The sequence below is a fragment of the Pseudodesulfovibrio sp. zrk46 genome (genome assembly GCF_012516435.1).
GTDB lineage: Bacteria > Desulfobacterota > Desulfovibrionia > Desulfovibrionales > Desulfovibrionaceae > Pseudodesulfovibrio.
The window spans coordinates 2300595-2327491 of record NZ_CP051216.1 but is presented as its reverse complement, the minus strand read 5'-3'; the positions used below and the strand labels follow the sequence as shown (position 1 = coordinate 2327491).

Here is a 26897-nt window from a genome sequence, read left to right as displayed (position 1 = left end):
GTTATTGGGGTTGCTCACCAATCGTGTCGGAGGTGATGTCGTAGCAGTAGACAACGCCTCCATCGTTAGGTGTGAATTGCTTGATGTACCGATTTTGCTGAATGAAATCGTTAGCCTCATAAAAACGGCGGGCATTTTCGAATTTCTTCTCCGTCCCTGTTTCGAGGTAGACGCGGTTGCCCGTTTCCACAGTGGTTTGCCGGAACATTTCCGAGACCAAGGCAGTGCCGATTCCGAGTCGCTGAAATTGCGGCTCCACGACAATGGCATACATCTCATAGTTACCTGGCCAATAAGGGATGGGACCAAAGCAGATGAATGCGATCGCCTTCTCACTGCCGGAGTCGTTGATCACCGCCTTGAGAAACGAGTGAGACTCGTTACCATCCCCATATGCGCTGTCCCATGCCATATCCTCAGCAGTCATCATGGCATCCGAAGAGAACAAACCACTCGCAGCAGCCATATTCAAAAAAGTCTCAACATCGTCAGCCGTTATACCGGCGACAATTCGCACTTCCTGAATCTCGTGCTGCTCAAAAATCTCATTTGTCGTTGTTTCCATCATATAGTCCTGAGCTTTGATGAATGTTGGAAGCGGCATGCAGTAGTTTGTCTGTCGCACCTTCCTCTCTTCCGCATGCCGCTCCCTTCCCATATAGGGAGGCTTAATCTGCTCAGGTGAAGCATGGTGATGCCAACAGAGCCGAAGAGGCAATCATTCGCATGGTCAACAAGCGCAGAGTCGAACTGGGAGGAGCCGATCCTCCCATTCATTCCAACGAGGTCATCGTCGGGATATTCATCGGCGATAATCGTGATGGTTCTTACTTTAATGGTCGGCATCTCATCCAAAGAACCAATCACGCCGAATGCTTCGCAAATCTTCCCTTCGTAATCGAAGGGCTCCACACCGAGGAGGATAAAATCCTGCGCACCATCATTGATAAGCAGTTCATTGCCTGAACTGACCACCAACCCCCTGATGTACACAGGAGCGTCTTGAGCCTCCTCGGCGAGAGCATGCAAGGCAAACGTCATCAAAAACACCACCACCCAAAAAACAGAAGCAGTGGCAGTCATTTTATTCATTACTCGCTCTCCCTGCTGACCAGTGTGAAGTCCTCCAAAAAGATGAACTCCATTCCGTCCTGCTTACGAACGAGGCCTGTAAACACAGCCTCTTGCTGAGCGAGTGCCTGCAAATTCGGGAAGCTCTCCAGATTCTCCACCTTGACCTCTCTCTCGTCATGGCACGCAACAAGAACACCGGTTACTTGAAACCGGTCATTCCAATTGGCAGGGACAACCATTCCGCGAATGGTTTCTCTGTAGCTTTGATTGAGTTCGGTGGTTTGCTTCATGTCACTTCTCGATTAATAAAAATCGAGAGGCGTTTAGCATAGGACGTGCCAGAAGCGCAGGTGGTTGATATTGCTGTGTTTTTAAAAAATTCGATTTACGAAGTAAGAACTTAAAGTTCCGAAATGACTACAAGCGAAGAACTAAACCGCACCCACACCCTGCAAATTCGAATTACGGGGACATGGTATAATCACAATAATACAATATAAATTTAAATAGTTAAGTCGCAATAAGAACTTATAGTTCTCACTATGCCATCAAAGAGAACTAAAGATTCCGCTTTTTGAAATCAGACCTCTGAAGTCCATGACGATTCATCAATTTATTCAACTGCCGGGTGGTCACACCGGCCTTCTCGGCAGTGGTTTTGATGACACCGTTGCATTGTTCAAGCAGGCTGGAGAGATATTGCTTCTCGAATTTATCCACCGTGATCTGGCGCGCTTCTTTGAGTGGCAAGTCTGTCTTAACCGGAGATGTCACCACTTCTCCCTGGGTGTCCATAAGATCAGGGGGAAAACTCTCGGCGTGCAATACTTCCTCGGTTTCAAGAATGCAGGCGCGCTCGATGACATTCTCCAGTTCACGGACGTTGCCGGGCCACTCGTATTCCAGCAGGGTATCAAGGACCTGAGGATGGAGACCTTTGATTTCCGTATTGAGTAGACCATTGAACTGCCGGATAAACCCTTCTGACAGTCTGGGGATGTCTTCCAACCGTTCTCGCAGGGAGGGGATTCGCACAGGAAAGACGTTGAGCCGGTAAAACAGATCGCGCCGGAATTTTCCTTCCTCGCACAGTTGCTTCATATCCTCATTGGTAGCGGCAATGATTCGCACATCGACTGGAATGTCGTTTTCGCCGCCCACTCGCTGGATTACCCGCTCCTGAATGACGTTGAGGAGTTTTACCTGCACCGACTGACTGACAGTGCCGATCTCATCCAGAAAAATGGTGCCGCCATGGGCCAGCTCGAATTTGCCCAGCTTACGGCGCACAGCCCCGGTGAAGGCCCCTTTTTCATGCCCGAAGAGTTCGCTCTCTACGAGCGTATCGGGGATGGCGCCACAGTGGACACTGATGAACGGCATGTCCTTGCGGTTACTGTGGGCATGGATCAGCTTGGCGATCAGGCTTTTTCCGGTTCCGGTCTCGCCGGTAAGCAGCACGGTTGTGCGAGTACCTGCCACCTGCCTGATCTTTAAAAAGACATCCCGCATGGCCTTGCTGCGAGTGTCCACGTACTCAAGAGAATCTTCGTTCCAGAATTGACCGCGCAGATAGTCCAGCTCCGACTGAAGCACATCGGACTCGCGCACCTTCTCGACGACGAGATCAAGCTCTTCCTTCTCAATAGGATGGGTAAGATAGTCGAAAGCGCCCGCCTTGACCGCATCGACCGCGGCCCCGGTGTTATCTTCGTCGGCCATGACAACGATGGCAGCAGAGGGATAGTGAGACCACAACCCTTCCAGCGCTTTCGCAATTGACTTGTCCTTCGCGAGCAAGGCATCCACGTCAACAAAGAGCGTGTCTATCTCTCGATCGTCATCGATCTCCGATGCACTGGTGCTGGTCTCAGTCAGGATATGCTCATCCTGGTCGAGCAGGTCGCCTATCTCTTCCGAACGACTTCCATCGCGCGTAATCACGATCATTTTTCTCATAGCCGATTCTCCTCATGCGTATTTACAGCCAGTGCGAGGAAGGCGCAACAATCTTGGTTGAAATCCATACCATCGCTGCCGAAGCATGCGAACCACCCCATACATAGTAATGAGATAGCATGGAATGGAAAGACAAAAACACTGTTATTGAGGAGCAGTATAGGGATTCCTACATTTAATGTGACAAGAATCTGTGACGATGCTACTAAGCATACATTAATGTGTGGTCCATGAGGGGTGGTCACTCTATTGGGGAATTACAAGAGGAGGAGATATGCGTAAATTTCTGTTTTTCATTTGCATGACACTGGTCATGCCTGTCTGTGCGCAGGCAGGGTCCGACATCATTGCCACTTACAAATATTCTGACGGCAATATGATGACCCTATGCACCCGCGATTCCAATCACGTTCGAATGGACACTTCGCCCACCAGCTACATGCTGCTGAAAGACGACAAGGTGTACTCGGTCAACCGCGATGACGAAGGCAAATGGCATGTCATGGACATGGCCCAGATGAATAGCATGGGCGGCGGCTTCACAAGCATGTTCGGCGGCGGAGACAGCGCCCCCGAATACGACGTCCGTTACGAAAAGACCGGCAAGACGGAAAAAGTAGCCGGATACAGCGGGTCCGTATACAAAGCCGTAGTCTTTGAAGACGGCAAGGTCGTAAGCCGGGATGAAATCGTCCTGTGCAGCCATTCCAATCTCAAGAAACTCACCAACGGATGGATTGCCGTGGCCACCCGGATGAACAACAACCAGAGCAAAGCTTTCGACGACTCGCTGGAAGAGGCCCAGAAGATGGGTTACGGCGGGGTCCTCCGCTACGGTGATTCCATGCGCCTTTCCAGTCTCAAGGTAAAGAACCTCAAGTCTTCATACTATGAGTTACCGTCCGGCGCCCAGCAGGTCACCATGCAACAGCCTCCCCAGCAGGCTGAAGGCAGCGACATGGGACTGGATGATGACGCCGCCGAGATCGGCCAGGACGCCAAACAGGCCACCAAAGATGAGCTCAAAGACGCGATCCGGGGCACCATCAGCGACCTGTTCAACTAGATCGACAAACGCTTAGTACTAGCAATCAAACAAGGGTTCAGCTCCAGAGCTGAACCCTTGTTTTTTATCTTTCTTCCAAGCCCCAGCTTGATTCAAGCAAGGCGCACCTCTTCACGAATACGACTAATAATTTCGTACCTCATTGTTGACACTTTTTTTAGATTAGTGCTACTCGACGCAAATCAAATCAATATTCGTATTTACGGAGGGCTAAATGTTACCATTCAACCGACTCTTCTCAAGTCGCTTAATCATTGTCTCTTGCTCGATATGCCTTGCCATACTCATGTGCTCACCTGCATTTGCCAAAGACTCACTCACCCTCGCCATCAAGGGAGAACCAGCTGACGGCTATGACCCGACTCTGGGTTGGGGTCGGTACGGAAGCCCCCTCTTCCAGAGTACGCTGCTCAAGCGTGACGAGAACCTGAATATCGTCAAGGATCTTGCCACTAACTACTCGCTTTCAGAGGACGGGCTTACTTGGCGCGTCACAATCCGCAAGGACGCCAAATTTTCCGACGGCACCGCTTTGACCGCGAAAGATGTTGCATACACTTTCAATACGGCAGCCAACGCAGGCGGCAAGGTAGACCTCATTCAAATGAGCTCAGCCAAGGCCATCGACGATTTCGAAATCGAATTCAAATTGAAGGAACGTGACACGACCTTCATCAACCGCTTCATCAGCCTCGGCATCGTCCCCAAGGCCACCCATGGCCCGGGCTATGCCCGCAATCCCATCGGCTCCGGCCCCTACAAGATGATAGAATGGAACGAAGGCCAGCAGATGATTGCAGAGATCAATCCGTATTATTACGACAGCAAGCCTCACTTTAAACGTCTGGTTTTCCTCTTCACTGATGAGGACACCTCGTTTGCTGCGGCCAAAGCGGGCAAAGTCGATGCCGTCGTCGTCCCCCAGGCTCTGGCTGTGCAAACCATCCCCGGCATGAAGATGCATGCCGTCAAAAGCGTAGACAACCGTGGCCTCATGTTCCCGACTATTCCGGTCAATGGAAAGAAGACCGACACGGGTGCGCCTATCGGCAACAATGTCACAGCCGACCCGGCAATCCGCAAAGCCATTAATGTCGCAGTAGACAGAAAACTGCTGGTATCCGGCATTCTGGAAGACTTTGGCCGCCCTGCTTACGGAGCCTGCGACGGTCTGCCCTGGGACAACTCCGCCAACAAGATCAACGACGCCGACCCGAAAGCTGCACGCAAAATCCTCGCCGATGCAGGCTGGAAGGACACTGACGGCGACGGCATCCTTGAAAAGGATGGCATCAAAGCAGAATTCACCATCATCTACCCTGCCACTCGCGCTATCCGTCAGTACCTGGCATTGGCCTGCGCCGACATGCTCAAGGGCATCGGCATCAAGGCGAACGTTGAAGGCAAGCGCAGCTGGGACGAAATCAAGCAACGCATGCATTCCGACGTCATCGTCTTCGGCTGGGGCAGCCATGATCCCATCGAGGTATACCACCTCTACAGCAGTCACCATGCAGGCGACGGATACAACAACGCCGGCTACTACAAAAACGCCACGGTAGACAGCTACCTCGACAAGGCGATCACCGCTGCCAGCTACGAAGAATCTCTGGATTACTGGAAGAAAGCCCAGTGGGACGGCACCACAGGCTCCAACGCCAAAGGTGACGCACCGTGGGCATGGCTGGTCAACCTCGACCACACCTACTTCATCAGCACCCATCTCGACGTGGGGACCTCTCAAGTTGAACCGCATGGACATGGATGGCCTATCACTGCAAACATTCACAAATGGACATGGGTCGACTAATCACCTCCTCTATGGCGGCGTGGCTTCGGTCACGCCGCCATGCAAAGGAAAGCCATGAGCGCAATTTCATCCTCTTTTTTCCTCGGCAAGGCTGGCCGCCTTGCACTGATACTGTCCCTTGTCTCAGTGCTGGCCTTCACTCTCGTTTCCCTTTCCCCGCTCGATCCCGTGTCTGCGTATATCGGCATAGACCGCATGCAGATCAGCACGGCACAGGAGCAGCTTATTATCGATCGCTGGGGGCTGGACAAACCGGCACCTGAGCGATTTTTCATTTGGGCAGGCAACGTCCTTCAAGGCGATCTCGGCACATCCATTATTTTCAATGAGCCCGTATCAGCGGTCATCGGCAAGCGCTTCGTGACTTCGCTCTGGCTCATGGCCTCGGCATGGCTCATCTCCGGTGTGCTGGGCTTCGTGCTCGGCGTGCTCGCGGGCATGAAGCGGGACTCCTGGCTCGACCGCGGAATTCGGCTGTATGCGTATACCCTTGCTTCGACGCCCTCCTTCTGGATGGGCCTCGTCTTGCTCGCCATCTTTTCCGTCTATCTCGGGATAACGCCGATCTGCTGCGCCACCCCCACGGGCATCTCGCCCGCTGATGCAACCATCTGGGAGCGCATCCACCACCTCATTCTCCCGGCAGCCACCCTCTCCGTCATCGGTATTGCCCAGATTGCCCTGCACACCAGAGAAAAGATGGTCGACGCCATGAACAGCGAATACGCGCTGTTCGCCTTTGCCCAGGGAGAAACCCGGGCGGGCGTCGCATGGCGTCATGCCCTGCGCAACGTGGCGCTCCCGGCCATCACCCTGCAGTTCGCCTCTCTTGGCGAGCTCTTTGGCGGCTCCGTTCTGGCCGAGCAGGTATTCTCATATCCCGGATTGGGGAAGGCCACGGTTGAAGCGGGCATTCGCGGAGATGTGCCGCTGCTGCTTGGAATCACCCTCTTCAGCGCCATCTTTGTCTTTCTGGGCAACTTCATCGCCGACATGCTCTACGGGGTTCTTGATCCCAGGATTCGTATCGGCGCGGAGGAAGCAAAATGAGCACTGCAACTCTCTCCATGCAAACATACGCCGTGCTGGACAGGCTTCGCCTCCTCGATGGACGGGGACGGGTTCTTTGGAAGCTCGGTCTGTGCCTGATCTATTTCTCCGTCCTCATCACCGCAGCTTTCATGATGGGTGACTCCGGGCTGAGTGTAGACTTCATGAACAAGAAACTGGCCCCATCTCTCGCCTACCCGTTCGGTACGGATTGGCTGGGCCGTGACATGCTCGTGCGAACGGTCACGGGGCTCTGCCGCAGTCTGACCATCGGCCTGCTGGCGGCAACCATCAGCTCCATCGTTTCCGTTGTACTCGGTACGCTTTCCGCCACCATGGGACCAAAAACCGATGCCGTGGTATCCACCCTCATCGACCTTGTCATGGCAACTCCGCACCTGGTGCTGCTCATACTGGTGTCGTTCGCATGCGGTGGTGGCGCAACCGGCGTCATCATTGCGGTGGCCGTCTCCCACTGGACCCGGTTGGCGCGCATCATCCGCGCTGAAGTTTTGCAACTGAAGCATGCGGAGTACGTACAAATGTCCCGCAAGCTGGGGCGTTCCTCCTGGTGGATCGCGCGAAAGCACATGCTGCCGCACATCATCCCCCAGTTCACCATCGGCCTCATCCTGCTCTTCCCGCACGCCATTCTGCACGCGGCCGGATTGACCTTCCTCGGGTTCGGACTCTCTCCGCACACCCCGTCAATCGGCATCCTGCTGGCCGAATCCATGCGCCATCTCTCGACCGGATACTGGTGGCTGGCAATCCTGCCCGGTGTTTCCCTGCTCGTTACGGTCAAGCTCTTCGACGTGATGGGCAACACCCTGCGCACCGTCACCGACCCCAAAACACGACAGGAGTAACCATGCTGTCCGTCAGAAACCTGTCCATTGAGTTCAGCCGTTACGACGGCAACTGGAGAAAGAAAACCATCCGTCCGGTGCGGGATCTGTCTCTGGATATCGAGGCAGGAGAGATTGTAGCGGTCGTCGGATCCAGCGGCTCAGGCAAGAGCCTTCTTGCCCATGCCATTCTGGGATTGCTGCCCCCCAATGCCCGCAGGCAAGGGGAATTGATCTTCAACGGCGACATTCTGGACAACCGCCGCTCTCGCAAACTGCGCGGCAAGTCCATAGCGCTCATTCCGCAGTCCGTTGCGTACCTGAACCCGCTTTCTCGAGTAGGCAGCCAGGTCTACCGGGCATCACGCCTGAGCGGGAAATGTTGCTGCACCGCATCCAAGAGCAGAGATGAAGCCTTTTCACGATACCAATTGAAGGAAATGGTCAAGACCATGTTCCCATTCCAAGTATCAGGCGGCATGGCCCGCAGGGTGCTTACTGCTACGGCCACAGCCGGGGACGCCTCCCTGCTCATAGCCGATGAACCAACGACCGGCCTCGACCCCATGGTCGCCAAGCAGTCATTACGCCATCTCAGAGAACTGGCCGACACAGGCAAAGGGATCATGCTCATCACCCATGACATCGATGCTGCCGTGGATATCGCGGACAAGGTCGCTGTCATTTATGCCGGGACCACTGTTGAAATCGCTCCATCAAAGAGCTTCAGAAACGCAGACGGCCTCAAACATCCTTATTCGCAAGCTCTCTGGAACGCATTGCCGCAAAACGGATTTTACTTTCTGGAAGGTAATCAGCCGTTGAATGACATGAGTCTGGAAGGGTGCGTCTTCTGCGAACGATGCCCCAAACGGGCAGACAACTGCCAGACGCAGTCGCAACATTTACGCAAAACTGGCGACAATCAGGTGAGGTGCTGCCATGCTTAAAGCCGAGTCCCTGTCCTTTAAATACGACAACGCGCCCTGGCTATTCGAGAACCTCAACTTCACCATCAAGCCCGGAGAAGTCGTTGGGCTGCCCGGTCCCAGCGGGCAGGGTAAATCCACACTGGCCAGGATTCTGGCTGACTACCTCACCCCGCAAAAAGGCCGTGTCACCTACATGGGGCAACCACTGCCGAAAACAGGATTTTGCCCGGTCCAGCTACTCTTTCAACACCCGGAGGCGGCACTGAATCCCCGCTGGAAACTCGGTAATTCCATTGCTGAAGCGTACAAACCGGACGAGGCCACGCTGCGCAGACTCAACATAGAGCCCCACTGGCTGTCCCGCTTTCCGCATGAACTTTCAGGCGGCGAACTGCAACGCCTCGCACTGGCAAGGGCAATGACTCCGGCCACGCGCTTCCTCATTGCCGACGAAATGACCGCCATGCTCGACCCGAACACGCAGGCAATGGTCTGGGATGCAGTGCTTGACTGGGCCCAAAAGAATGGCGTCGGCATCCTCGCCATCAGCCATGATCGCCATCTCCTTGGACGGGTTGCCGACAGGATCGACGAAACATTTGCTCCCCAGAACGAAAAGAAAACACACCTGAAGGTGGTGCGAATTGCTGCGTAACAACCACTTGGCCTGACCTGAAATGCAGTGATTTGAAGCGCACATTTCTTTCGACTCCTGAAGAATAATCAAGCCTTGCAGTGAATTAATCATTGCAGGGCTTTTTCCTGTTTCGTACAAAGAGATTGAATCGTCTGTTTTCCGGGAGCGCCTTGACGGATTTTGCCTAATCAACTAGGCAGTAGGTTGCGGTCCTCAACGACAACAGGATTTGTTGTCTTCACCCACAATCCGGTTCCCAAAGGACTATGAAACTTTCCGCACGATCCCGTTACGCCACACGCCTTTTGCTGGACCTCGCCCTGCGCGAGACGGACCAGCCGCAACGCACCACCCTTCTTTCCGAGTCTACCGGAATCACGGTTCAGTTCATTGAACAGATTCTCAGACCTCTCAAGAAGGCAGGGTATATTAAATCAGTGCGCGGTGCCGCAGGTGGCCACATACTTGATAAGGACCCCGGCTCCATTTCCGTGGGCGATGTTGTCCGCATTATGGAGGGCGGCATCAGCCTGACAGACTGCGTTACTGATGAAGGACTGTGCAACCGGTCCCCCATCTGTCTGACACGCAAGGTTTGGCAACGTGCTTCCCACGTACTTGAGAAGGAACTCGACTCCATCACACTGGCCGACCTCATGAACAATCCGGACGGCCTTCCGCTCGAAGACTAGTTTCCCTAAACACCCAAAACGACCATTTCGATCGCCACCGTTTTCACGCAAAACGGTGGCGATTTTCTTTGTCCGGCCCCACCATTTTCTCTATTCCATTCTTTTTGATTCCAAACGCGGAATCCCGACTAAAAAAGTCAAGAAGCCATGTGAAAAAAGATGCAATCTGTTTCACATTTGATTCAACATTCTGATTTAACTGTCTATATTTCTTCATTCACACACTTGACACAATTCGTTTTTTCAAGTTAATCCCTACTCGTTCAATCCGGATTAACCAGATCCGAATTGATTTAATCTGGATTGATTTAATCTAAATTAAAAAGATCCAGATAAAGGGCCGCGCAGTTCATCGGCCCAATCGCGGATACGGAGTCGAAAGATTCCAACAACAAGTGGTGGTAGCCCATGAAGAGCTCCAAAAATTTCCGGTCTGACATCATGTCAGCCACTCAAACCCTTCCTAGGGACGGGCGATATCCCCTCACGCCCCCCTACTCCTATGCCGGAACGAAGGTGGAACCAGCGCATTCCTTTCTCCAGTCCCTCAGCGAGATACACAATGCTGGAACCGCATACACCGGCAAGCATGACGGCAAAAGCGGGCATGGCGAGACGTTGCCCCGTTTCGCGCCCCGCTTCCGTCAAGCACCCTCTTCCCGACTCCTCACCGCAAACGAAGCCCTGTCATTGGTTCTCTGGAACCAGAACGGGCTCACCGTTTGATTCGACCTCAACAACTCACACGCAAGGGAGTCAGTAATGTCAGAGCAGATCATACTCATTGGAGCAGATGAACCAGGCCTTAATGGCGTGATCAAATATCTGCGTTCCAATCCTGACACCAAGGCCACTGTTCTCTACCCCGAGATCAACCCGTTGCCGGAATTCACCTGCATGACCATGGAGCGATACCTCGGTCGCGGCATCGAATTCCCTGAAACCCTGCGCGCCATTGGCGTGGACAGAGAGAACAAACGGGTCAATGTCCGTGACGACATCACTGGCGCAGAGTCCTTCATGGCGTACGACAAGCTCGTCTTCGCCTCCAGCTCTACTCCGGCAGACTTGGAGGTGCCCGGCGATCACTACTCCAAGATTATTCGCCTGGGCAGCATGGCAGATGCCGTCCGCCTCATCCCCGCCAAGGGGAAGCACCTAGTGGTGGGCAGCGGGCTCAACCTGCTGCTGGCCGCGTCCGTACTGCTCGGACAAGGCAACTGCGAAATCGAAATGATCATTCAGAAAGACGGCACCAACACCACGCCGCTCTCTGACAATCTGTTCCGGATGGTGAAGCATCACCTCACCGAATCCGGGGTCAAGCTCCACGAAGACACTCACCTCACGAAAATTGAAGCGAAAAACGACTCGCTCATCGCCATCACCGACAATGGCGAATTTGAAGCAGACCGGATCGTCAATGCCACGCCGAACATGGCCGTATCCTACCTCGCCGCAGAGGCAGGGCTGGAAACGGACGATGTGAACGGCATTATCGTTGACGCGCTCCTGCGCACACAGGACCCGAACATCTTCGCTTGCGGCAAGTGTGCTTCCTTCCTCGGCGAGATGTGCAAGTCTCCGGTGCCGGGCGTTCAGGTCGCCTCCACGACTGTACGTCAGGCCAACATTCTGGCCGCCATGCTGGAAGGCAGCGAGGCAACGCAGCTCACTCCAGTGAGCGCCTACTCCATCCCGCTGACCGATATTACGGTCGCCGGAGCCGGGCTGTCCGTGGAAGCAGCGCGCCACTGTGGGTTTACCCCCATGAGTTCGACGGTCATCCAGTTCGACCGCGCCCACTTCATGCCGGACGCAGAACTGATGACGCTGGAGCTGGTCTTTGACGCCCCCACCCGCCGGGTGCTGGGCATTCAGGGTTTGAGCCGCATGGGTGAAGCCCTGTGCGGACGCATCAGCGCCGTGGCAGCTCTGCTGCCGCAGCAGCCCACCATTGACGACATCTCCAATCTGGAAGTGGCCTACTCACCGCCCTTTGCCTCGGCCATGGACGTGCTCAACACCGTGGCCAACGTGGCGGACAACATCCTGATGGGCACCAACGAAGGCATCTCCACCGAGGAGTTCGAGAAGCAGTGGGCAGAGCGCGAAACCGGCAACGACTTCTTCCTCGACTGCCGCGAGCTGGGCAATGCCGAGCCGTATCTCAATCGCCATCCCGTGTTCTGGAATCACATCCCGCAGGGAGAACTGGCCCGCCGTCTCGATGAAGTCCCGAGAGACAAGAGAATCATACTTTTGTGCAACACCGGCACCCGTTCCTACGAGGCGCAGGTGGTGCTCAAACACGCCGGCTACGAAGACGTGGTCAATGTGGACGGCGGCATGGCTGCGGTGAAGCAGTCTGGAGTCGAGGTCTAGTTCCCGACTCTCCCAACACTGGAAATTGGCTGCCTCGAAGTTCCATGGCAGCTCGGAAATGTATCTTTTAATACAACATTTTAAAGGAGTCCTAGCATGAAAAAACTGGTTATTCTCGGCGCTGGCGCCGGCGGAACCATGGTCGCAACGAAGATGCGTGAGAAGCTCGATCCCAAAGAGTGGAAAATCACCGTCATCGACCGTGACTGGAAGCATCACTACCAGGCCGGTTGGCTGTTCGTTCCCTTTGGCATCTACACCCTTGATGACTGCGAAAAGCCCAAGGCTGACTTCCTGCACGGCGTCGACTTTGTTCAGGATACCATCACCAACGTCGACCCCGAGAAGAAGGTCGTCAGCACCCAGAACGGCAAGTACGAATACGACTGGTGTGTAGTTGGTACCGGTTGCCGCATCATGCCCGACGAGATCGAAGGCATGATGGACGACTGGCGCGGCGACATCCACGATTTCTACACCCCCGACGGTGCCGAAGCCCTCTTCAAGAAGTGGAAGTACATGAAGGAAGGCCGCGTTGTTCTGAACATCGCTGAAATGCCCATCAAGTGCCCTGTTGCACCGCTTGAGTTCGTCTACCTCGCCGACTGGTTCTTCACCGTCAACGGCGTGCGTGACAACATCGAGATCGAACTGGTCACCCCGCTGACCGGCGCCTTCACCAAGCCCGTGGCCGCAGAAATCCTCGGTCGCGTCTGTGAAGAGAAAAATATCATCGTCACCCCGAACTTCACCATCGACAACGTCAACGTTGGCAAGAAAGTCATCGAAGACGTCATGGGCAACGAAGTCCCCTACGACCTGCTCGTCGCCATTCCGCCGAACTTCGGTGCTCAGGTGCTGATGGATTCCGGTATCACCGACCCCATGGGTTACATGGACACCGACAAGCACACCCTGAAGTCCACCCAGTACGAAAACATGTACATCATCGGTGACGCCACCAACTGCCCGACCTCCAAGGCCGGCTCCGTTGCTCACTACCAGGCTGACATCGTCGTGGACAACATGCTCCGCGAAATGGATGGCCAGGAAGCCCGTCCCGAGTTCGACGGTCACTCCACCTGCTTCATCGTCTCCGGTTACGAAAAGGCATACCTCATCGACTTCAACTACGAAGTCGAGCCGCTGCCGGGTAAGTACCCGTTCCCGGGTCTCGGACCCTTTGCCCTGCTTGGTGAGAACCACCAGAACTACTGGGGCAAGATGATGTTCAAGTGGGCATACTTCAACCTGATGCTCAAGGGTCACGAGCTGCCGCTCGAGTCCCAGATGTTCATGGCAGGTAAGATGCGCCACATGGCAGGCAAATAACCGGTCGGAGGCGATATTATGAGTAATGAAGCAATTCTGGAACGCCTTGAGGCCATGGAGGCGAACATCGCCTACCTGACCGAGAAGGCGAAAGGCTCCGATGAGCTGATGCACGACCTGACGCCGATCTTCCACGACGGCTTCAAGGTCCTGATGAACGAGTTCGGTTCCATCGAACACGGCTTCCAGCTGGAAGACATGATCACGTTCATCAAGAAGCTGATGGTCAGCTTCAAGAACCTGACCTACATGCTCGACAAGATGGAAGACATTATCGACCTGTGGAGGACCGTGGAGCCGCTGATGCACTCCTCTGTCCCGCAGTTGATCGAGTTCCTCGACGAACTGGAGCAGAAGGGTGTCTTCGAGACCTACCGCGCCATGATCGAGATCCGCGCCAAGGTCGCCGAGACCTACGGTGTGGAGAACATCCGCAACATGGGCGACTCCTTCGTCTTCCTTGTCGGCATGCTCGAGAAGCTGGGCGACCCGAAGGTCCGTATGATGGTCGAAGGCGCAGCCAATGCGTTCTCCGAACTGGACCTCACTCAGGTCGAGCCCAAGGGCCTCGTCGGCATGGGTCTGGGCATGAACAACAAGGACGCCAAGCGCGGCCTTGGCATCATGCTCGAAATGACCAAGACCCTCGGCAAGATCGGCATGGAAGTCCCCAAGGTTGATGAAGTTCAGCCCTGCGGCCTGAAGTGCGAAAAGACCCAAGAGTCCGAAAAGTCTGAAGAAGTCGAAAAGCCCGAAGCCAAGCAGTAACGATCACACAGGGCGGAAGCCTCTGCTTCCGCCCTGTACCTGATACAGCCCGTAATTGTTCTGGTGCTTGCCAGGACTCCGCGACGGCCCATGCCGCTCCACTGTGCACGCAGTGGAAATGGGGGCATGGAACTAGCCCCTGCGGCATGGGCCCCAGTGGAAGCCTGCGGGCCAAACACAGCCATAGGTCACTCATCTCGCGCCATTTCTCCCTTGTGGCCCATGGCACACTTTGCGAGGTGCATTATGAGCAAGAAAATACTGATCATCGATGACGATCCCGCCATCGTCGAGTTCCTTGAAGAGTTCTTCCAGGACAACGATTTTGAGACAGTAACCGCCTTCAATGGCACTGAAGGGCTCGAAAAGGTCAAGGCCGAGACGCCGGACCTGATCACCCTCGATATGGACATGCCCGAAAAGGGCGGCACCCTGTTCTATGCCGGGCTGCGCAAGGAAGAATCCCTGCGCGACACCCCGGTCATCGTCATCAGCGGCGTCGGCCCCCGTCCTCCGGCACTGTCCAAGGACGTCCCTGTCCTGACCAAACCCGTGGAACACGCCGACCTCCTCAAAGAGGTTCAGGCCATCCTCGGCTAACAGACAATCCTGTTCATACAACGGCCTGCGTGCGGAACCTTCCGTGCGCAGGCCACTTAGCAAAGCGACTCTGCCATGAAATCAGCCAAGGCCATCACTGAAGACGACCGCGCAAGGATGACAATATTACTGGTGGACGACGAAGAAGATATCCGCGATCTGCTCGGGATGCTTCTCGCCGACCTCGGATACTCTGTCCGCACTGCGGAAAACGGCGAAACCGCCCTTGCCTCCTTCATGGAGTCGCGCCCGGACATCATCCTCACGGATATCAAGATGCCCGGCATGAACGGCCTTGCCCTGCTCCGCGCCGTCAAGAAAAAGGCCCCGGAGGTGGAGGTCATCATGATCTCCGGCCACGGCGATATGCAGCTCGCCATCGAGAGCCTCAAGCTCGACGCTGCTGATTTCATCACCAAGCCCATTGACGATGACATCCTGTCCATCGCGCTGGACAAGGTGACGGAGAAGATTCTCCTGCGCAGGCAGGTCAAGGAACACACCGAGAATCTGGAAAAGCTGGTGCAGGAGAAGTCCGACCGTATCGTGGAATTGGAACGCCAGACTGCGGTTGAGCAGGTGATGGAAGGCCTAGCCACAGCCATGACCAGTCTGTCGGACCTCGACGATCAGGGCGTCTTCAACGAGCTGCCCTGCTACATCTCCATCCATTCACCGGAGATGAAGATCGTTACGGCCAACGGCACCTTTACCAGCCGTTTCGGAGAACTCGCCGGAGAATCCAGCCGCTCCATCTACAAGAATTTTTCAGGCCAGGGCAGTTGCCCGGTCTTTCAGGCCATTTCCACCAAGTCCGGCGGCCGCGACGAAGCCACGCTCATGGCAACGGACGGCACCGAGATTCCGGCCATCGTCTACACCGCGCCCATCACCAGTCACGACGGCAAGGTCACACTGGTCATGGAAGTGGCCCTCGACATCTCCGAGGTAAACAGCCTCAAATCCGAACTGGTCCGTACCCAGAAGAAGTACGAGCATATTTTCAATCAGGTCCCCTGCTACATTACAGTACAGGACCGTGACATGAAGATCATCGAAGCCAACGACCGCTTCCGGGAAGACTTTGGTTTTGATCGCGGTGATCGCTGCCATCAGGCCTACAAGAACCGGGAAGACATCTGCGAAGAATGTCCGGTGCAGAAGACCTTTGAGGACGGCGGCTCCCATACCCGTGAGACCATCGTCACCTCCAAGAACGGTGAGCAGTACAACATACTGGTCTGGACCGCGCCGGTCTTTGATGAAGGAGGCAAGGTGATCAATGTGGTGGAGGTGTCCACCAACATCACCGTGGTCCGCCAACTGCAGGACCAGCTCACCAGTCTGGGCATGATGCTCGGTTCCATGTCCCATGGCGTCAAAGGATTGCTGACCGCGCTGGACGGCGGCGTCTACCGGGTGGATTCCGGACTCCAGAAGGACGACATGGAGCGCGTGGAAAAGGGATGGAAGGTGGTCAAACATCGCCTCGGCCACATGAAAAAGATGGTCATGGACATCCTCTACTACGCCAAGTCCCGTGAACTGGAATGTCGCCCCCTGGCCCTCGGCACCCTTGCAACCGATCTGGCCGAGGCCGTTGAGCCCAAGGCCGCAGAGAACAACGTCGAATTCGTGCGTGAGTTCACCAACGAGGATCACACGTTTCATGCCGATCCCGATGGACTGGTTCCCGCCCTCATCAACTTTCTGGAAAACGCCGTGGACGCCTGTCTGTATGATCGCTCCAAAGAGGATCACAAGGTCACGTTCCGCACCTATGAAGCGGACGGGAAAGTCCACTTCGAGATTTCCGACAACGGTACTGGCATGGACCGCGAGACACGCGAGAACATGTTCAGCCTGTTCTTCTCTTCCAAAGGTGCCAACGGAACCGGTATCGGGCTGTTCATCTCCAATCAGGTGATCGCCCGCCACCACGGGTCCATCGAGGTGGACTCCACCGTTGGTCAGGGAACCCGTTTCCACATCCAGATTCCGTCCTCCCGAGAAGACGGATGCGGACAACAAAGCGTCATCCTCCCCGGCTGATTCCGAGGCTCACATCAGCCGGGAAGGATGCCTCGCAACGAGGTAGACAGGGAAAGCACCCATGATCAAAAAGCTTATCGATACCTTCATGCGGTTGCGGATTTCCCTCGCCCTCAAGATCATCATCAGCATCATTGCGCTCATGGCGCTGCTGATGGTTGGCCTGTTCTCGGTCAATATCCATAGATACGAAGAAACCGCCATCCGCAATGCGGCCATCGGCGCCGATGAAATCGCGGAGGTCGTAAAGGCCGGCCTGAAAAGCGCCATGCGCCTCGACCCGCGTAAGGACACCGAAGCCCTTATCGCCGAGGTTCAGGACCTCAACCACATTGCCTCGGTTGCCATCTATGACAAGAAAGGCAACCCCAGCTTCAAGGGTGATCTGATCCTGCCGCCCGGCCCGCTTCCCAAGGACCACGCCCTTTGCGTCATGTGCCATGCGCAGGAACCGCCGCTGGCCTTCGCCGAATTACAGGACCGATACGCCATCACGGAAGACAGTGCCGGGAACCGGTTCATCCGCATTGTCAGCCCCATTCCCAATGAACCGGGCTGCGCCACGGCCAATTGCCATGTAGCCGAACGCCACGATTCCTTCCTCGGCATCGTGGAGATGAATGTGTCCATGGCCAGCATTGAGGGCAACCTGTCGCTGCTGATCATGGACAACGCCAAGTATGTCATGTTCAGCCTCGTGGCAATCGTCCTGATTCTCTTCATGGTCACCTACTGGCTGGTGGACACGCCCATCAAAGGAATGATCGAGACCACACGCCGCATCGCCTTGGGCGACTATGACGTGCGCGTCGATGTGAAGCAGAACGACGAACTCGGCGAGTTGGCGCAGGCCATCAACCGCATGGCATTTGAAGTGGGTTCCCAATATGAGGAGCTTCACAAGCAGCGCGGTTCCTATCAGAGTTTGTTCGAGGGAGTCCCCTGTCTGATCACGGTACAGGACCGCAACTACCGCCTCCTGCAATACAACCAGACCTTTGCCGAACGCTTTCAGGCCAAGCCTGGCGACTATTGTTTCCGCGCCTACAAAGGCCGCGACTGCAAGTGCGAAGTCTGTCCGGTGGAGAAGACCTTTGCCGATGGCAAGTCGCACACCACCGAGGAGATCGGTTACTACAAGGATGGCTCGCAGGCCCACTGGATCGTAAACACCGCGCCCATATATGATGAGAAAGGTGAGATCGTGGCCGCCATGGAGATGTGTCTCGACATTACCCAGCGCAAACGGCTGGAAGAAGACCTGAAGGCGTCCGAACAGAAGTATTACGCCATTTTCAACAACATCCCCAACGCTGTACTGGTCCTCGACGTGGAGACCTTCCAGATTCTCGACTGCAACCACACTGCATCCGAATTGTACGGATATACCAAGGGCAACCTCATTCGCCGCACCGTTCTTGATCTGGTCGCCATTGACGAGGTCAAGGCAAACCGCGAAGCCATCGACAACGTACAGCCCCTCAAGCGGACCAAGCATCTCAATGCTGACGGCGACATGTTCTGGGCCAGCACCTCCACCACCCGCTCCCAGTTTGAGGATCGTCCGGTCCTGCTCATGGTGGTCACCGATATCTCCGAGCGTATCCGCTCCGACGAGCAACTCGTGCAGGCCAGCAAGATGGCGACTCTTGGCGAGATGGCGACCGGCGTGGCCCATGAACTGAACCAGCCGCTGGCAGTGCTCCAGATGGCGGCCAACCTGTTCAAGCGCAAGATGAAGCAGGACAAGCTGCCGGACCGCCCGACCATGGAGAACATGAGCGAAAAAATCTCCAACAACGTGGAGCGCGCCACCAAGATCATCAACCACATGCGGGAATTCGGCCGAAAGTCCACGGTAGAGACCGAGCCGGTCATGCTCAACGACGTGATCCGCCGCGCCTTCGACTTCTTCAGTCAGCAGCTCAAGTTGCACGACATCGAGGTCGGTTGGCAGTTGGAAGATGACCTACCCCCCATTCAGGCGGAGCCGAGCCGCATGGAGCAGGTGTTCATCAACCTCCTGCTCAACGCCCGCGACGCCATTGACGAGAAGTGTGGCCAACAGGACTGGAATGCCACTGACCGCGTCATCACACTGCGTACCCGGGCCACCCGCCGTCATGTCATTGCCGAAGTAATGGATACCGGCACCGGCATCCCGCGAGACCTGCTCTCCAAACTGTTCGAGCCCTTCTTCACCACCAAGGAAGTAGGGAGAGGCACGGGCCTCGGCCTGTCCATCAGTTACGGTATTGTCACCGACTACGGCGGCACCATCCGCGCCTCTTCTTCCGAAAAAGGCTCCCGCTTCGTGATCTCCTTCCCACGAAGCTGCAACGCAGACAGCACAAAAAGTTAATTGTCACTGTCTCCGACGTGCAGCTTGTGGTATATATGAGAATACCCGGCTCACCTTTTTTCATAGCCGGGGCTCTGAAAGAAAGGAGAACTCTATGCGTCGTGAGATTAAGCAAATCATGAAAGGCGAAGCTGTCACAGAGGGGGCAGGCGTCAAATTACGCCGTGTATTCGGCTATATGGATACTCCTACCTTTGACCCGTTTCTGATGCTCGATGACTTTCGTGGGGATAGCCCCGAGGACTTCATCAACGGTTTTCCCTGGCATCCCCACCGGGGGATCGAGACCATTACCTATGTCACCAGCGGTGATGTGGAACATGGTGACAGCCTCGGTAATGACGGTGTGATCTCTTCGGGCGACGTCCAGTGGATGACCGCCGGGAGCGGTATCATTCATCAGGAAATGCCCAAGGGAGACGATGCCGGACGCATGCACGGTTTTCAGCTCTGGGCCAACCTTCCGGCCCGGGACAAGATGATGGATCCCCGCTACCGGGGTATCACTGCCGATGAAATTCCCGAGATCACTCTGGACGACGGCACTGTCATCAAGGTCATTGCCGGCACCATCGCCAACACGACCGGTCCAGTGGGCGATATTGTCATCGACCCCGAATACATGGACTGCACAGTGCCTGCCGGGGTTGAATTCGTGCACCCGACCAAACAGGGACACACCGCGTTCATTTATGTCATCGATGGCAAGGGGACGGTTAACGGCACCACCGTGGAGAACAAGACGCTGGTTCTTTTCGATGACGGCGATGAGTTCGCCATATCAGGAGCCAATGAGACTGTCCGATTCCTCCTGCTCACGGGCAAGCCCCTGAATGAGCCCATCGCATGGCGCGGTCCCATTGTCATGAACACACAGGAAGAGCTGACGCTCGCTTTCAAGGAATATCAGGACGGCACATTCGTTAAACACGCCAAACCGTAACAGAATGAAGGAGAAGCCATGAAGAAAATACTCTTAATTGCAGTGGCACTGCTCTTCTGCGCAACATCTGCCAGAGCTGAAACGTGGAACATTGACCCGGACCACTCGGCGGCCCATTTCGCCATTGAGCACATGATGATCGCCAAGGTGCGCGGTTCATTCCCGGACATCAAGGGCGCCCTCATGTTCAAGGACGACATGCCCGTCAGCTTTGATGTCACCATTGCTGTGGACAGCATCAACACGGGCGTGGACAAGCGCGACGCGCACCTGAAAAGCGGTGACTTCTTTGGAGTGACTACCTATCCGGTCATGACCTTCAAGAGCACCGAGGTCACTCGCTCCGGTGATGGATTTGTCGCCAAGGGGAACATGACCATCAAGGATAAGACCCACGAGGTGGAGTTTGCCGTCAGCGGCCTGACCGAGCGCCGCAAGGACCCATGGGGCAATTATCGCCTGGGCGGCAAGGCCAAGCTGGTCATCGACAGGCGCGACTTTGGTGTAACGTGGAGCCAGACCCTCGACGATGGAGGCCTGCTCATCGGCAATGAAGTGGATATTGTCGTGGACTTGGAGCTGCTCCCCGTTAAGTAGAAAAGCCGCAATAAAACAATACTAGGCCCCACAGCGACGCATGTCACTGTGGGGCCTTTTCCGGTTGAGGTTACTCAAGAGGGCTCCCCCTGCGCATGGTAGACGATGAACTGCATCTGCTCCCGGTAGTTCCGGGCGTTCACTTCCGCAGCCACCACTCCACCAGTTGTCAGGTTGAAGCTAACCGAACCGAAAAGCGAGGTGCCATGTCTCTGAGCCACCAGATGGTGGTCGAGGTAGACCTTCATGGTGAAGACTCTGTCATCGGCCTGTTCCAAGGTCTCCATCACCTGAGCCAAGACCTTCAGACCACGTTCAACGCCATATTCGTCCATGAAGGAGGTCTCAAACGTGGCACAGACCCTGTCGCGCACGAGGTTACTTCCATCATGGTATATTGTCCGCGTACACACGGTTGGCACTTCGGCGGCAACCAGTGGAACAGCGTCTCTTTTGGACGATTCCGCCCATCCCAACTTGGTCGGGACTACCAGTAAAGCCAGCACCGATAAGATTTTCAAAACGGGACGCATAGTACGTTTGCCTCCTGTTGATACGTTTCTCTACATCTGAAAGGTACAAAAACGGATCAACCAGAGACATGACCAAAGATGCCTCATGCTCGACATTACGCGTCAACATCAGGTAGGGATGATGCCCAAGGAGACTCAATGCCGGAAACCTTTCAACTTACGCAGGCCAACACCCTCTGGAACCTGATCGAATACCATGGGCATGATCCTCGCCCCATTTTCGCGGAAGAAGATCTGACCTTCGCCGTATTGTCCGATCCGGAAGTCAGGATCGCCCACCGCAGGATAGACAACTTGTGGCAACTGGCCGCCGACACCATAGACGACCCATGTTTTGGGCTTGATGCCGGCAAGGTGTGGCACCCTTCGCACTTCCATGCGCTTGGATATGCATGGCTGGCCGCCAGTTCTTTATTGGAAGGGCTGGATTACCTGCAGCGCTACAGAACAATTTTCTCCGAACGCGGTACAGCCTACATCGAACAATCCGGGCAGCGGCTTCGCATCATACTATCGGACGAGGTGAAGCTCCCCTGTCAGATGGATTCCTCCATGTCCCTTGTCATGAAATTGTGCCGCATGAACTACGGCGAGGGACTGAAACCGCTCCATGTGACCATCGCCCACCCTGCACCGTCTTGCGCAGAACGATTCACCGAACTATTCCAATGCCATGTGGAGTTCGACGCAGAAGAAGATTGCATTGAGCTTTCCATGGAAGACGCCCAGCGGAAGTTGAAGAGCGGCAATCCACTTCTCCTCAATCTGCATGATGAAATGGTGAAGCAACAGCTGTCAGCCATCGAAGGGACCACCATCATTGAGAGGGCCAGAAAACACATCAGAAAGCGGCTGCCCAGCGGAGAGCTGTCTGCCGATGAACTGGCCAGCGCCATGAATATCAGCCTGCGCAGCCTGCAACGGGAAATGACCGAAGCGGAGACCACCTATCGGGAACTCCTGCGTTCGATTAGGCAGGACCTCGCAGCCGAATACATTCAGGATTCACTCATGAGCCTGACCGAGGTCGCCTTCCTGCTTGGCTATGCGGACTACAGCGCCTTTTCCCGCGCGCACAAGCGTTGGACAGGTCAGTCGCCCCGCGAACTTCGATTGGCACAAACTGCAAAGTAGTTGGCGCATTCGGCACTTCACTGTGACGGCTGTCTGAAATATCACTAGCTCAACGGTGATTGATTGTTTCCACGTTGAACAACACACCACGTTTACCGTCTACATTCTGAACTGGACCGAGAAAGCGATTTGAACAATGAGAAGAAAGACCACACTCGCCAGACGGGGTGGCAATAGCTAAAGAAATGAACGGAGCTGATACATGTACCTGCAAAAAGTTACTGCCTAAAAAAACGTGCAGATCACGAATGTGGCATACCCTGGTTTCACTTCCTCCAGGAGCTCAAAAAAGGAAGACAAATTTCCCCTGAGGCCGACACCCAATGTCGGCCTTTTTTATTGCCATTTCACCCCAATTTGTTCCGAAATATCCAAAGACATGAAAATACGAACACACAAAATTGTTCTCAAATTAGCCATCCTCAACACATGTTTTTACTTTATTGTTAATTTTAGTACACATTCGCAACTATTTAACCATCTGGTATAATTGGATAATAAAAATCCACAAGGTTTGGCACCCGGTTTGCTCTAGAGCAAGCCATGGAACCCACGGTACATGGATTGAAACTCGCTGTCCTGCCAGCCATCTGTCAGGCGATAGATCATGCGCTTAATCTTGAATCAGCGCTGGAAATGGTCCTGCGCATAATGCATGAGCAGCTCTCCATGCAGCGTGCCACAGTAACCCTGCACGACCCCGAAACCGGGCACCTTTCCATCAGTGCATCCTACGGCCTCACGGCAGAAGAAAAACAGCGCGGAGTTTACCGTCTGGACGAGGGCGTCACCGGTCGTATCTTCCAGACTGGTGAACCATACTTTGTGCCCGACATCGAAAACGAGCCCCTGTTTCTGAACAAGACAGGATCGCGCAATATCCGACGCGGCATGATCTCCTTCATCGGTGTCCCCATTCTTCTCCACGGTGAGCCCATCGGCGTCCTCAACGTGGACCGCCTCTTTGAAGACGAAGTCGCCTTCGAGGAAGACGTGGACTTCCTCAAGGTCGTTGCCACGCTCATCGCCCAGTTCATCAGCCTGAACGAAAAGATTCTTGAGCGCGAAGCAGCCCTTCGCAGCGAGAACACCTCCCTCAAGTATCAGATCGCCAAGACGAACAAGGGTCCTTACATCGTGGGCCAGAGTGCGGCCATGGTGGAAGTACAACGTCAGATGGAGAAAGTCTCTCCCACCCGCGCCACCGTGCTGCTGCTCGGCGAATCCGGCGTGGGCAAGACGCTCATCGCGCGCATCATTCACGAGCTTTCCGAGCGTCAGGGACATCCCTTCATCAAGGTCAACTGTGCCTCCATCCCGGAGAACCTTCTCGAATCCGAACTGTTCGGTCACGAGAAAGGGGCCTTCACCGGGGCCACCTCCACCCGCCCCGGCCGATTCGAGGAAGCCCATAACGGTACCATCTTTCTGGATGAGATCGGCGAGCTCCCCATCGCCCTTCAGTCCAAGCTGCTTCGAGTGCTTCAGGAAAAAGAGCTTGAGCGTCTCGGCAGCAACAAAACCCGCACCATCGACGTCCGTATTCTCACGGCCACCAACCGTGACCTTGCCGACCTGGTGGAGCGGGGCAAATTTCGCCTCGATCTCTACTATCGACTCAACGTCTTCCCCATCCGCGTCCCCGCCCTGCGCGAGCGCAAGGAAGACATCACCGGTCTGCTCAACCACTTCCTGCAGCAGATGGCCACCGACTACAATCGGGCCATGCACTTTACTCCCGCCGCCGTCGAAGCGCTCATCCGCTACGACTGGCCGGGCAATGTGCGCGAGATGCAGAACCTCATCGAGCGACTGGTCATCATGTCCGATTCAGAACGTATCGGCCTCGATTTCCTCCGCTCCTACCTCACTCCGGGCCAGACCGCTGCGGCTCAGGAAGTCATGCAGATTTCCGAGCCCACCAACAAGACCATGTCGCTCAAGGAATTCGAGCGCAACGAAGTCGTGGCTGCACTGGAACGCAACGGTTGGCTCCAGTACAAGGCCGCCGAATCTCTCGGGCTCACCCCCCGTCAGATGGGATACCGGGTCAAGAAGTATGGACTCGAATCCATGATTGCCGAAGGCCGCGCGCGCTTTCGACGCCAAAAAGAAATAGCATAACACCATTGGGAACACCCCCAACCTCCTAGTACCGACAGGCCCCATCCTCCGCAACAGATGGGGCCTGTCAGGTATGGGAAGACTTGCTATAGCACCACACAGCAATTTTCACCAAAAAATCGACATTACTGACTGAAAGTAGCCACATATTGTCGATTCCTAGACAAGTTTCCTGGGATTTGCCTATTTTATTCTCACACGCATACAATTCGTCCAAAAGGATAAGCATTCAAATAGCGCTCAGATTTAACTGCTATGAGAAAATGTGAAGTTTGCCCAACGAACTTAATGCGAGAGATCTCCAACAAGCCCCATCTATCTTATTAGTCTGAAATAACACTTAAATTAGACATATCATTTTTCGTAAAAAGACCTCATCCATCCTTTTCGTTGATGAGAACATCATCCTTGCATTCCACCTTCACCGAAGAAAAACCATTTTGACCACAAATTTTGGTCAGAAAATATACTGTTTGTTAATCTCTTTTCAGAACAATCAACGCAAACAGCTACTAGTTGGCTATTATTGTAATGCAAATACAGTTTACAACTGCATCTAATTTTAATTTTGACTAATTTTGTCAATATTAACCACTTTTGAAACAAAAAAGTAACCAAGGCGACAAACTACTCGACTGACACCAACGACTCTCAACACTCATAAACAACTAAAAATACACATATTTTCATAAAAACGCACGTTTGGAACGGAGGTTGCTTTAGCGTTCGAGTCCAGAACGACGCAGGGTTAACCCAGTCTCCCTGATCGGACCGGACAAACAGTGAAGTGACCAAAGTAGCATCATGAATGTGATTAGGACCGCATCCAGCGCTACTCGAACCCCAAACTTATTTGATGAGAGGGATTTATGAAGAGAAGAGAGTTTATCACCAAAGCAGGTATCGCCGGTATCGCAGCCGCCGCAGGAACCGCAGCCGTTGCCCCGGCTGTCCACGCCAGCCAGAAGTCCACCATCAGGTGGCGTCTCCAGACCTACGCCGGCCCTGCTCTTGCCGAACACGTCATCAAGCCGCAGATCGATGCATTCAACAAGATCGCCAAAGGCGACATGGTCATCGAGCTGTACAATGCTGACCAGCTGGTCCCCACTGGCGAACTCTTTCGCGCCATGCAGCGCGGCACCATCGACGCCGTACAGAGTGATGACGACTCCATCGGCGCACCTGTCGACGTTTCCGTCTTTGCCGCATATTTCCCGTTCGCATCCCGCTATTCCCTCGATGTCCCGACCCTGTTCAACCAGTATGGTCTGAATGAAATCTGGAAAGAGGCATACGACGAGATCGATGGCGTTTCCTGGCTCGGCGCCGGCGCATGGGACCCCTGCAACTTCGCCACCGTTGAACCGATCCGCAGCGTGAAGGACCTCAAAGGCAAGCGCGTCTTCACCTTCCCCACTGGCGGCCGCTTCCTGAAGCGTTTTGGCGTTGTGCCCGTCACTCTGCCTTGGGAAGATGTCGAAGTCGCCCTGCAGACCGGCGAACTCGACGGCATCGCATGGTCCGGTATCACCGAAGACTACACCGTCGGTTGGGCCAACGTCACCAAGTACTACCTGACCAACAACATTTCCGGTGCATGGGCTGGTTCCTACTTCGCCAATACCGACAAATGGGAAGCCCTGCCGGAACACCTCAAGGCACTCTTCAAGATGTCCATGGACAGCTCCAACTACCACCGCCTGTACTGGTACTGGTGGGGCGAGGCTTTCTACCGCACCACCGGCGGCAAGCTCGAACTCACTACCATTCCTGACGATGAGTGGAAGGTGGTCGAAGAGGAAGCGTACAAATACTGGGACGAAATCGCCCAGCGCAGTGATCGCAGCGCCCGCGTCGTCAAGATCCTCAAAGAATACGCTCAGACCATGGAGAAGGCAGGCAAGCCTTACCGCTACTAATCCGACTTCGGACAGCCCCATCGGGGAGTGGCGCACTCCCCGACCTCGCGGTTCATGAGGCTGCCCGAATCCACGTT

Annotated in this window: 24 protein-coding genes; 19 read left to right on the top strand and 5 right to left on the bottom strand. The window is 54.9% G+C overall.

The window, feature by feature from the left end; all coding sequences use genetic code 11:
• Position 1: 1 nt before the first annotated feature.
• The 4 genes from HFN16_RS10550 to HFN16_RS10535 form a co-directional block, all read right to left on the bottom strand.
• Positions 2-625, bottom strand: a complete 624-nt coding sequence (locus HFN16_RS10550) for a GNAT family N-acetyltransferase (protein ID WP_247648311.1) — start codon at positions 623-625, stop codon at positions 2-4.
• Positions 565-1092, bottom strand: coding sequence for a hypothetical protein (locus tag HFN16_RS10545; RefSeq protein WP_168890716.1), 528 nt, complete (start codon positions 1090-1092; stop codon positions 565-567). The genes HFN16_RS10550 and HFN16_RS10545 overlap by 61 nt, the downstream gene beginning before the upstream one ends.
• The gene (locus HFN16_RS10540; RefSeq protein ID WP_168890715.1) at positions 1092-1364 is read right to left on the bottom strand and encodes a hypothetical protein; all 273 of its coding nucleotides are present in this window, start codon (positions 1362-1364) and stop codon (positions 1092-1094) included. Before HFN16_RS10540 ends, HFN16_RS10545 begins: the two co-directional genes overlap by 1 nt.
• A gap of 268 nt (positions 1365-1632) precedes the next feature.
• On the bottom strand, positions 1633-3033 hold the full coding sequence (locus HFN16_RS10535; protein ID WP_168890714.1) for a sigma-54 dependent transcriptional regulator: 1401 nt from the start codon (positions 3031-3033) through the stop codon (positions 1633-1635).
• Between the two features lie 274 nt (positions 3034-3307).
• Between HFN16_RS10535 and HFN16_RS10530 the strand changes: the two genes are divergently transcribed.
• From HFN16_RS10530 to HFN16_RS10455, 16 genes are all read left to right on the top strand, one after another.
• A complete protein-coding gene (locus HFN16_RS10530; protein WP_168890713.1) occupies positions 3308-4099 on the top strand; it encodes a hypothetical protein in 792 nt (263 codons plus the stop codon).
• A 214-nt stretch (positions 4100-4313) separates the two neighbouring features.
• Positions 4314-5909 carry an ABC transporter substrate-binding protein gene (locus tag HFN16_RS10525; RefSeq protein ID WP_168890712.1) on the top strand — a complete coding sequence of 532 codons (1596 nt, stop codon included), beginning with the start codon at positions 4314-4316 and terminating at the stop codon, positions 5907-5909.
• 54 nt (positions 5910-5963) lie between these two features.
• The gene (locus HFN16_RS10520; RefSeq protein ID WP_168890711.1) at positions 5964-6959 is read left to right on the top strand and encodes an ABC transporter permease; all 996 of its coding nucleotides are present in this window, start codon (positions 5964-5966) and stop codon (positions 6957-6959) included.
• Entirely contained in the window at positions 6956-7828 is an 873-nt protein-coding gene (locus tag HFN16_RS10515; RefSeq protein ID WP_247648310.1) for an ABC transporter permease, read from the top strand. Before HFN16_RS10520 ends, HFN16_RS10515 begins: the two co-directional genes overlap by 4 nt.
• A 2-nt stretch (positions 7829-7830) precedes the next feature.
• Positions 7831-8757 carry an ABC transporter ATP-binding protein gene (locus HFN16_RS10510; protein ID WP_168890710.1) on the top strand — a complete coding sequence of 309 codons (927 nt, stop codon included), beginning with the start codon at positions 7831-7833 and terminating at the stop codon, positions 8755-8757.
• Positions 8750-9394, top strand: a complete 645-nt coding sequence (locus tag HFN16_RS10505; protein ID WP_168890709.1) for an ATP-binding cassette domain-containing protein — start codon at positions 8750-8752, stop codon at positions 9392-9394. Before HFN16_RS10510 ends, HFN16_RS10505 begins: the two co-directional genes overlap by 8 nt.
• A gap of 248 nt (positions 9395-9642) precedes the next feature.
• Complete coding sequence (locus HFN16_RS10500; RefSeq protein WP_168890708.1) at positions 9643-10068, top strand: Rrf2 family transcriptional regulator; 426 nt, start codon at positions 9643-9645, stop codon at positions 10066-10068.
• A gap of 408 nt (positions 10069-10476) precedes the next feature.
• Positions 10477-10794 carry a hypothetical protein gene (locus HFN16_RS10495; RefSeq protein WP_168890707.1) on the top strand — a complete coding sequence of 106 codons (318 nt, stop codon included), beginning with the start codon at positions 10477-10479 and terminating at the stop codon, positions 10792-10794.
• 36 nt (positions 10795-10830) lie between these two features.
• Complete coding sequence (locus tag HFN16_RS10490; RefSeq protein WP_168890706.1) at positions 10831-12453, top strand: FAD-dependent oxidoreductase; 1623 nt, start codon at positions 10831-10833, stop codon at positions 12451-12453.
• Positions 12454-12549: 96 nt separating this feature from the next.
• Positions 12550-13785 (top strand): FAD/NAD(P)-binding oxidoreductase, encoded by a 1236-nt coding sequence (locus HFN16_RS10485; protein WP_168890705.1) that lies wholly within the window; start codon positions 12550-12552, stop codon positions 13783-13785.
• A gap of 18 nt (positions 13786-13803) precedes the next feature.
• The gene (locus HFN16_RS10480; RefSeq protein WP_168890704.1) at positions 13804-14553 is read left to right on the top strand and encodes a DUF1641 domain-containing protein; all 750 of its coding nucleotides are present in this window, start codon (positions 13804-13806) and stop codon (positions 14551-14553) included.
• 246 nt (positions 14554-14799) lie between these two features.
• Complete coding sequence (locus HFN16_RS10475; protein ID WP_168890703.1) at positions 14800-15153, top strand: response regulator; 354 nt, start codon at positions 14800-14802, stop codon at positions 15151-15153.
• A gap of 75 nt (positions 15154-15228) precedes the next feature.
• A complete protein-coding gene (locus HFN16_RS10470; protein ID WP_168890702.1) occupies positions 15229-17205 on the top strand; it encodes a response regulator in 1977 nt (658 codons plus the stop codon).
• A 61-nt stretch (positions 17206-17266) separates the two neighbouring features.
• On the top strand, positions 17267-19567 hold the full coding sequence (locus tag HFN16_RS10465; RefSeq protein WP_168890701.1) for a PAS domain S-box protein: 2301 nt from the start codon (positions 17267-17269) through the stop codon (positions 19565-19567).
• Positions 19568-19661: 94 nt separating this feature from the next.
• Entirely contained in the window at positions 19662-20510 is an 849-nt protein-coding gene (locus HFN16_RS10460) for a pirin family protein (RefSeq protein WP_168890700.1), read from the top strand.
• A gap of 18 nt (positions 20511-20528) precedes the next feature.
• The gene (locus HFN16_RS10455) at positions 20529-21107 is read left to right on the top strand and encodes a YceI family protein (protein WP_168890699.1); all 579 of its coding nucleotides are present in this window, start codon (positions 20529-20531) and stop codon (positions 21105-21107) included.
• A gap of 74 nt (positions 21108-21181) precedes the next feature.
• Here HFN16_RS10455 and HFN16_RS10450 read toward each other — a convergent pair whose 3' ends face one another.
• Entirely contained in the window at positions 21182-21640 is a 459-nt protein-coding gene (locus HFN16_RS10450; RefSeq protein ID WP_168890698.1) for a hypothetical protein, read from the bottom strand.
• Between the two features lie 138 nt (positions 21641-21778).
• Here HFN16_RS10450 and HFN16_RS10445 point away from each other — a divergent pair, with 138 nt between their 5' ends.
• The 3 genes from HFN16_RS10445 to HFN16_RS10435 all read left to right on the top strand — a co-directional run bounded on the left by HFN16_RS10445 (position 21779) and on the right by HFN16_RS10435 (position 26820).
• Positions 21779-22774 carry an AraC family transcriptional regulator gene (locus HFN16_RS10445; RefSeq protein WP_168890697.1) on the top strand — a complete coding sequence of 332 codons (996 nt, stop codon included), beginning with the start codon at positions 21779-21781 and terminating at the stop codon, positions 22772-22774.
• 543 nt (positions 22775-23317) lie between these two features.
• Positions 23318-24898: a sigma 54-interacting transcriptional regulator gene (locus tag HFN16_RS10440; protein ID WP_168890696.1), complete on the top strand. Its 1581-nt coding sequence runs from the start codon at positions 23318-23320 to the stop codon at positions 24896-24898.
• A gap of 869 nt (positions 24899-25767) precedes the next feature.
• On the top strand, positions 25768-26820 hold the full coding sequence (locus HFN16_RS10435) for a TRAP transporter substrate-binding protein (RefSeq protein WP_168890695.1): 1053 nt from the start codon (positions 25768-25770) through the stop codon (positions 26818-26820).
• The last annotated feature ends 77 nt before the right edge of the window (positions 26821-26897 follow it).

Coding starts and splice junctions, on each gene's coding strand:
- HFN16_RS10525 (WP_168890712.1), top strand. CDS start 4,314: ATGTTACCATTCAACCGACTCTTCTCAAGTCGCTTAATCATTGTCTCT.
- HFN16_RS10445 (WP_168890697.1), top strand. CDS start 21,779: ATGCCGGAAACCTTTCAACTTACGCAGGCCAACACCCTCTGGAACCTG.
- HFN16_RS10475 (WP_168890703.1), top strand. CDS start 14,800: ATGAGCAAGAAAATACTGATCATCGATGACGATCCCGCCATCGTCGAG.
- HFN16_RS10490 (WP_168890706.1), top strand. CDS start 10,831: ATGTCAGAGCAGATCATACTCATTGGAGCAGATGAACCAGGCCTTAAT.
- HFN16_RS10495 (WP_168890707.1), top strand. CDS start 10,477: ATGAAGAGCTCCAAAAATTTCCGGTCTGACATCATGTCAGCCACTCAA.
- HFN16_RS10540 (WP_168890715.1), bottom strand. CDS start 1,364: ATGAAGCAAACCACCGAACTCAATCAAAGCTACAGAGAAACCATTCGC.
- HFN16_RS10470 (WP_168890702.1), top strand. CDS start 15,229: ATGAAATCAGCCAAGGCCATCACTGAAGACGACCGCGCAAGGATGACA.
- HFN16_RS10435 (WP_168890695.1), top strand. CDS start 25,768: ATGAAGAGAAGAGAGTTTATCACCAAAGCAGGTATCGCCGGTATCGCA.
- HFN16_RS10440 (WP_168890696.1), top strand. CDS start 23,318: ATGGAACCCACGGTACATGGATTGAAACTCGCTGTCCTGCCAGCCATC.
- HFN16_RS10480 (WP_168890704.1), top strand. CDS start 13,804: ATGAGTAATGAAGCAATTCTGGAACGCCTTGAGGCCATGGAGGCGAAC.
- HFN16_RS10530 (WP_168890713.1), top strand. CDS start 3,308: ATGCGTAAATTTCTGTTTTTCATTTGCATGACACTGGTCATGCCTGTC.
- HFN16_RS10520 (WP_168890711.1), top strand. CDS start 5,964: ATGAGCGCAATTTCATCCTCTTTTTTCCTCGGCAAGGCTGGCCGCCTT.
- HFN16_RS10515 (WP_247648310.1), top strand. CDS start 6,956: ATGAGCACTGCAACTCTCTCCATGCAAACATACGCCGTGCTGGACAGG.
- HFN16_RS10510 (WP_168890710.1), top strand. CDS start 7,831: ATGCTGTCCGTCAGAAACCTGTCCATTGAGTTCAGCCGTTACGACGGC.
- HFN16_RS10545 (WP_168890716.1), bottom strand. CDS start 1,092: ATGAATAAAATGACTGCCACTGCTTCTGTTTTTTGGGTGGTGGTGTTT.
- HFN16_RS10455 (WP_168890699.1), top strand. CDS start 20,529: ATGAAGAAAATACTCTTAATTGCAGTGGCACTGCTCTTCTGCGCAACA.
- HFN16_RS10505 (WP_168890709.1), top strand. CDS start 8,750: ATGCTTAAAGCCGAGTCCCTGTCCTTTAAATACGACAACGCGCCCTGG.
- HFN16_RS10535 (WP_168890714.1), bottom strand. CDS start 3,033: ATGAGAAAAATGATCGTGATTACGCGCGATGGAAGTCGTTCGGAAGAG.
- HFN16_RS10500 (WP_168890708.1), top strand. CDS start 9,643: ATGAAACTTTCCGCACGATCCCGTTACGCCACACGCCTTTTGCTGGAC.
- HFN16_RS10460 (WP_168890700.1), top strand. CDS start 19,662: ATGCGTCGTGAGATTAAGCAAATCATGAAAGGCGAAGCTGTCACAGAG.
- HFN16_RS10485 (WP_168890705.1), top strand. CDS start 12,550: ATGAAAAAACTGGTTATTCTCGGCGCTGGCGCCGGCGGAACCATGGTC.
- HFN16_RS10450 (WP_168890698.1), bottom strand. CDS start 21,640: ATGCGTCCCGTTTTGAAAATCTTATCGGTGCTGGCTTTACTGGTAGTC.
- HFN16_RS10465 (WP_168890701.1), top strand. CDS start 17,267: ATGATCAAAAAGCTTATCGATACCTTCATGCGGTTGCGGATTTCCCTC.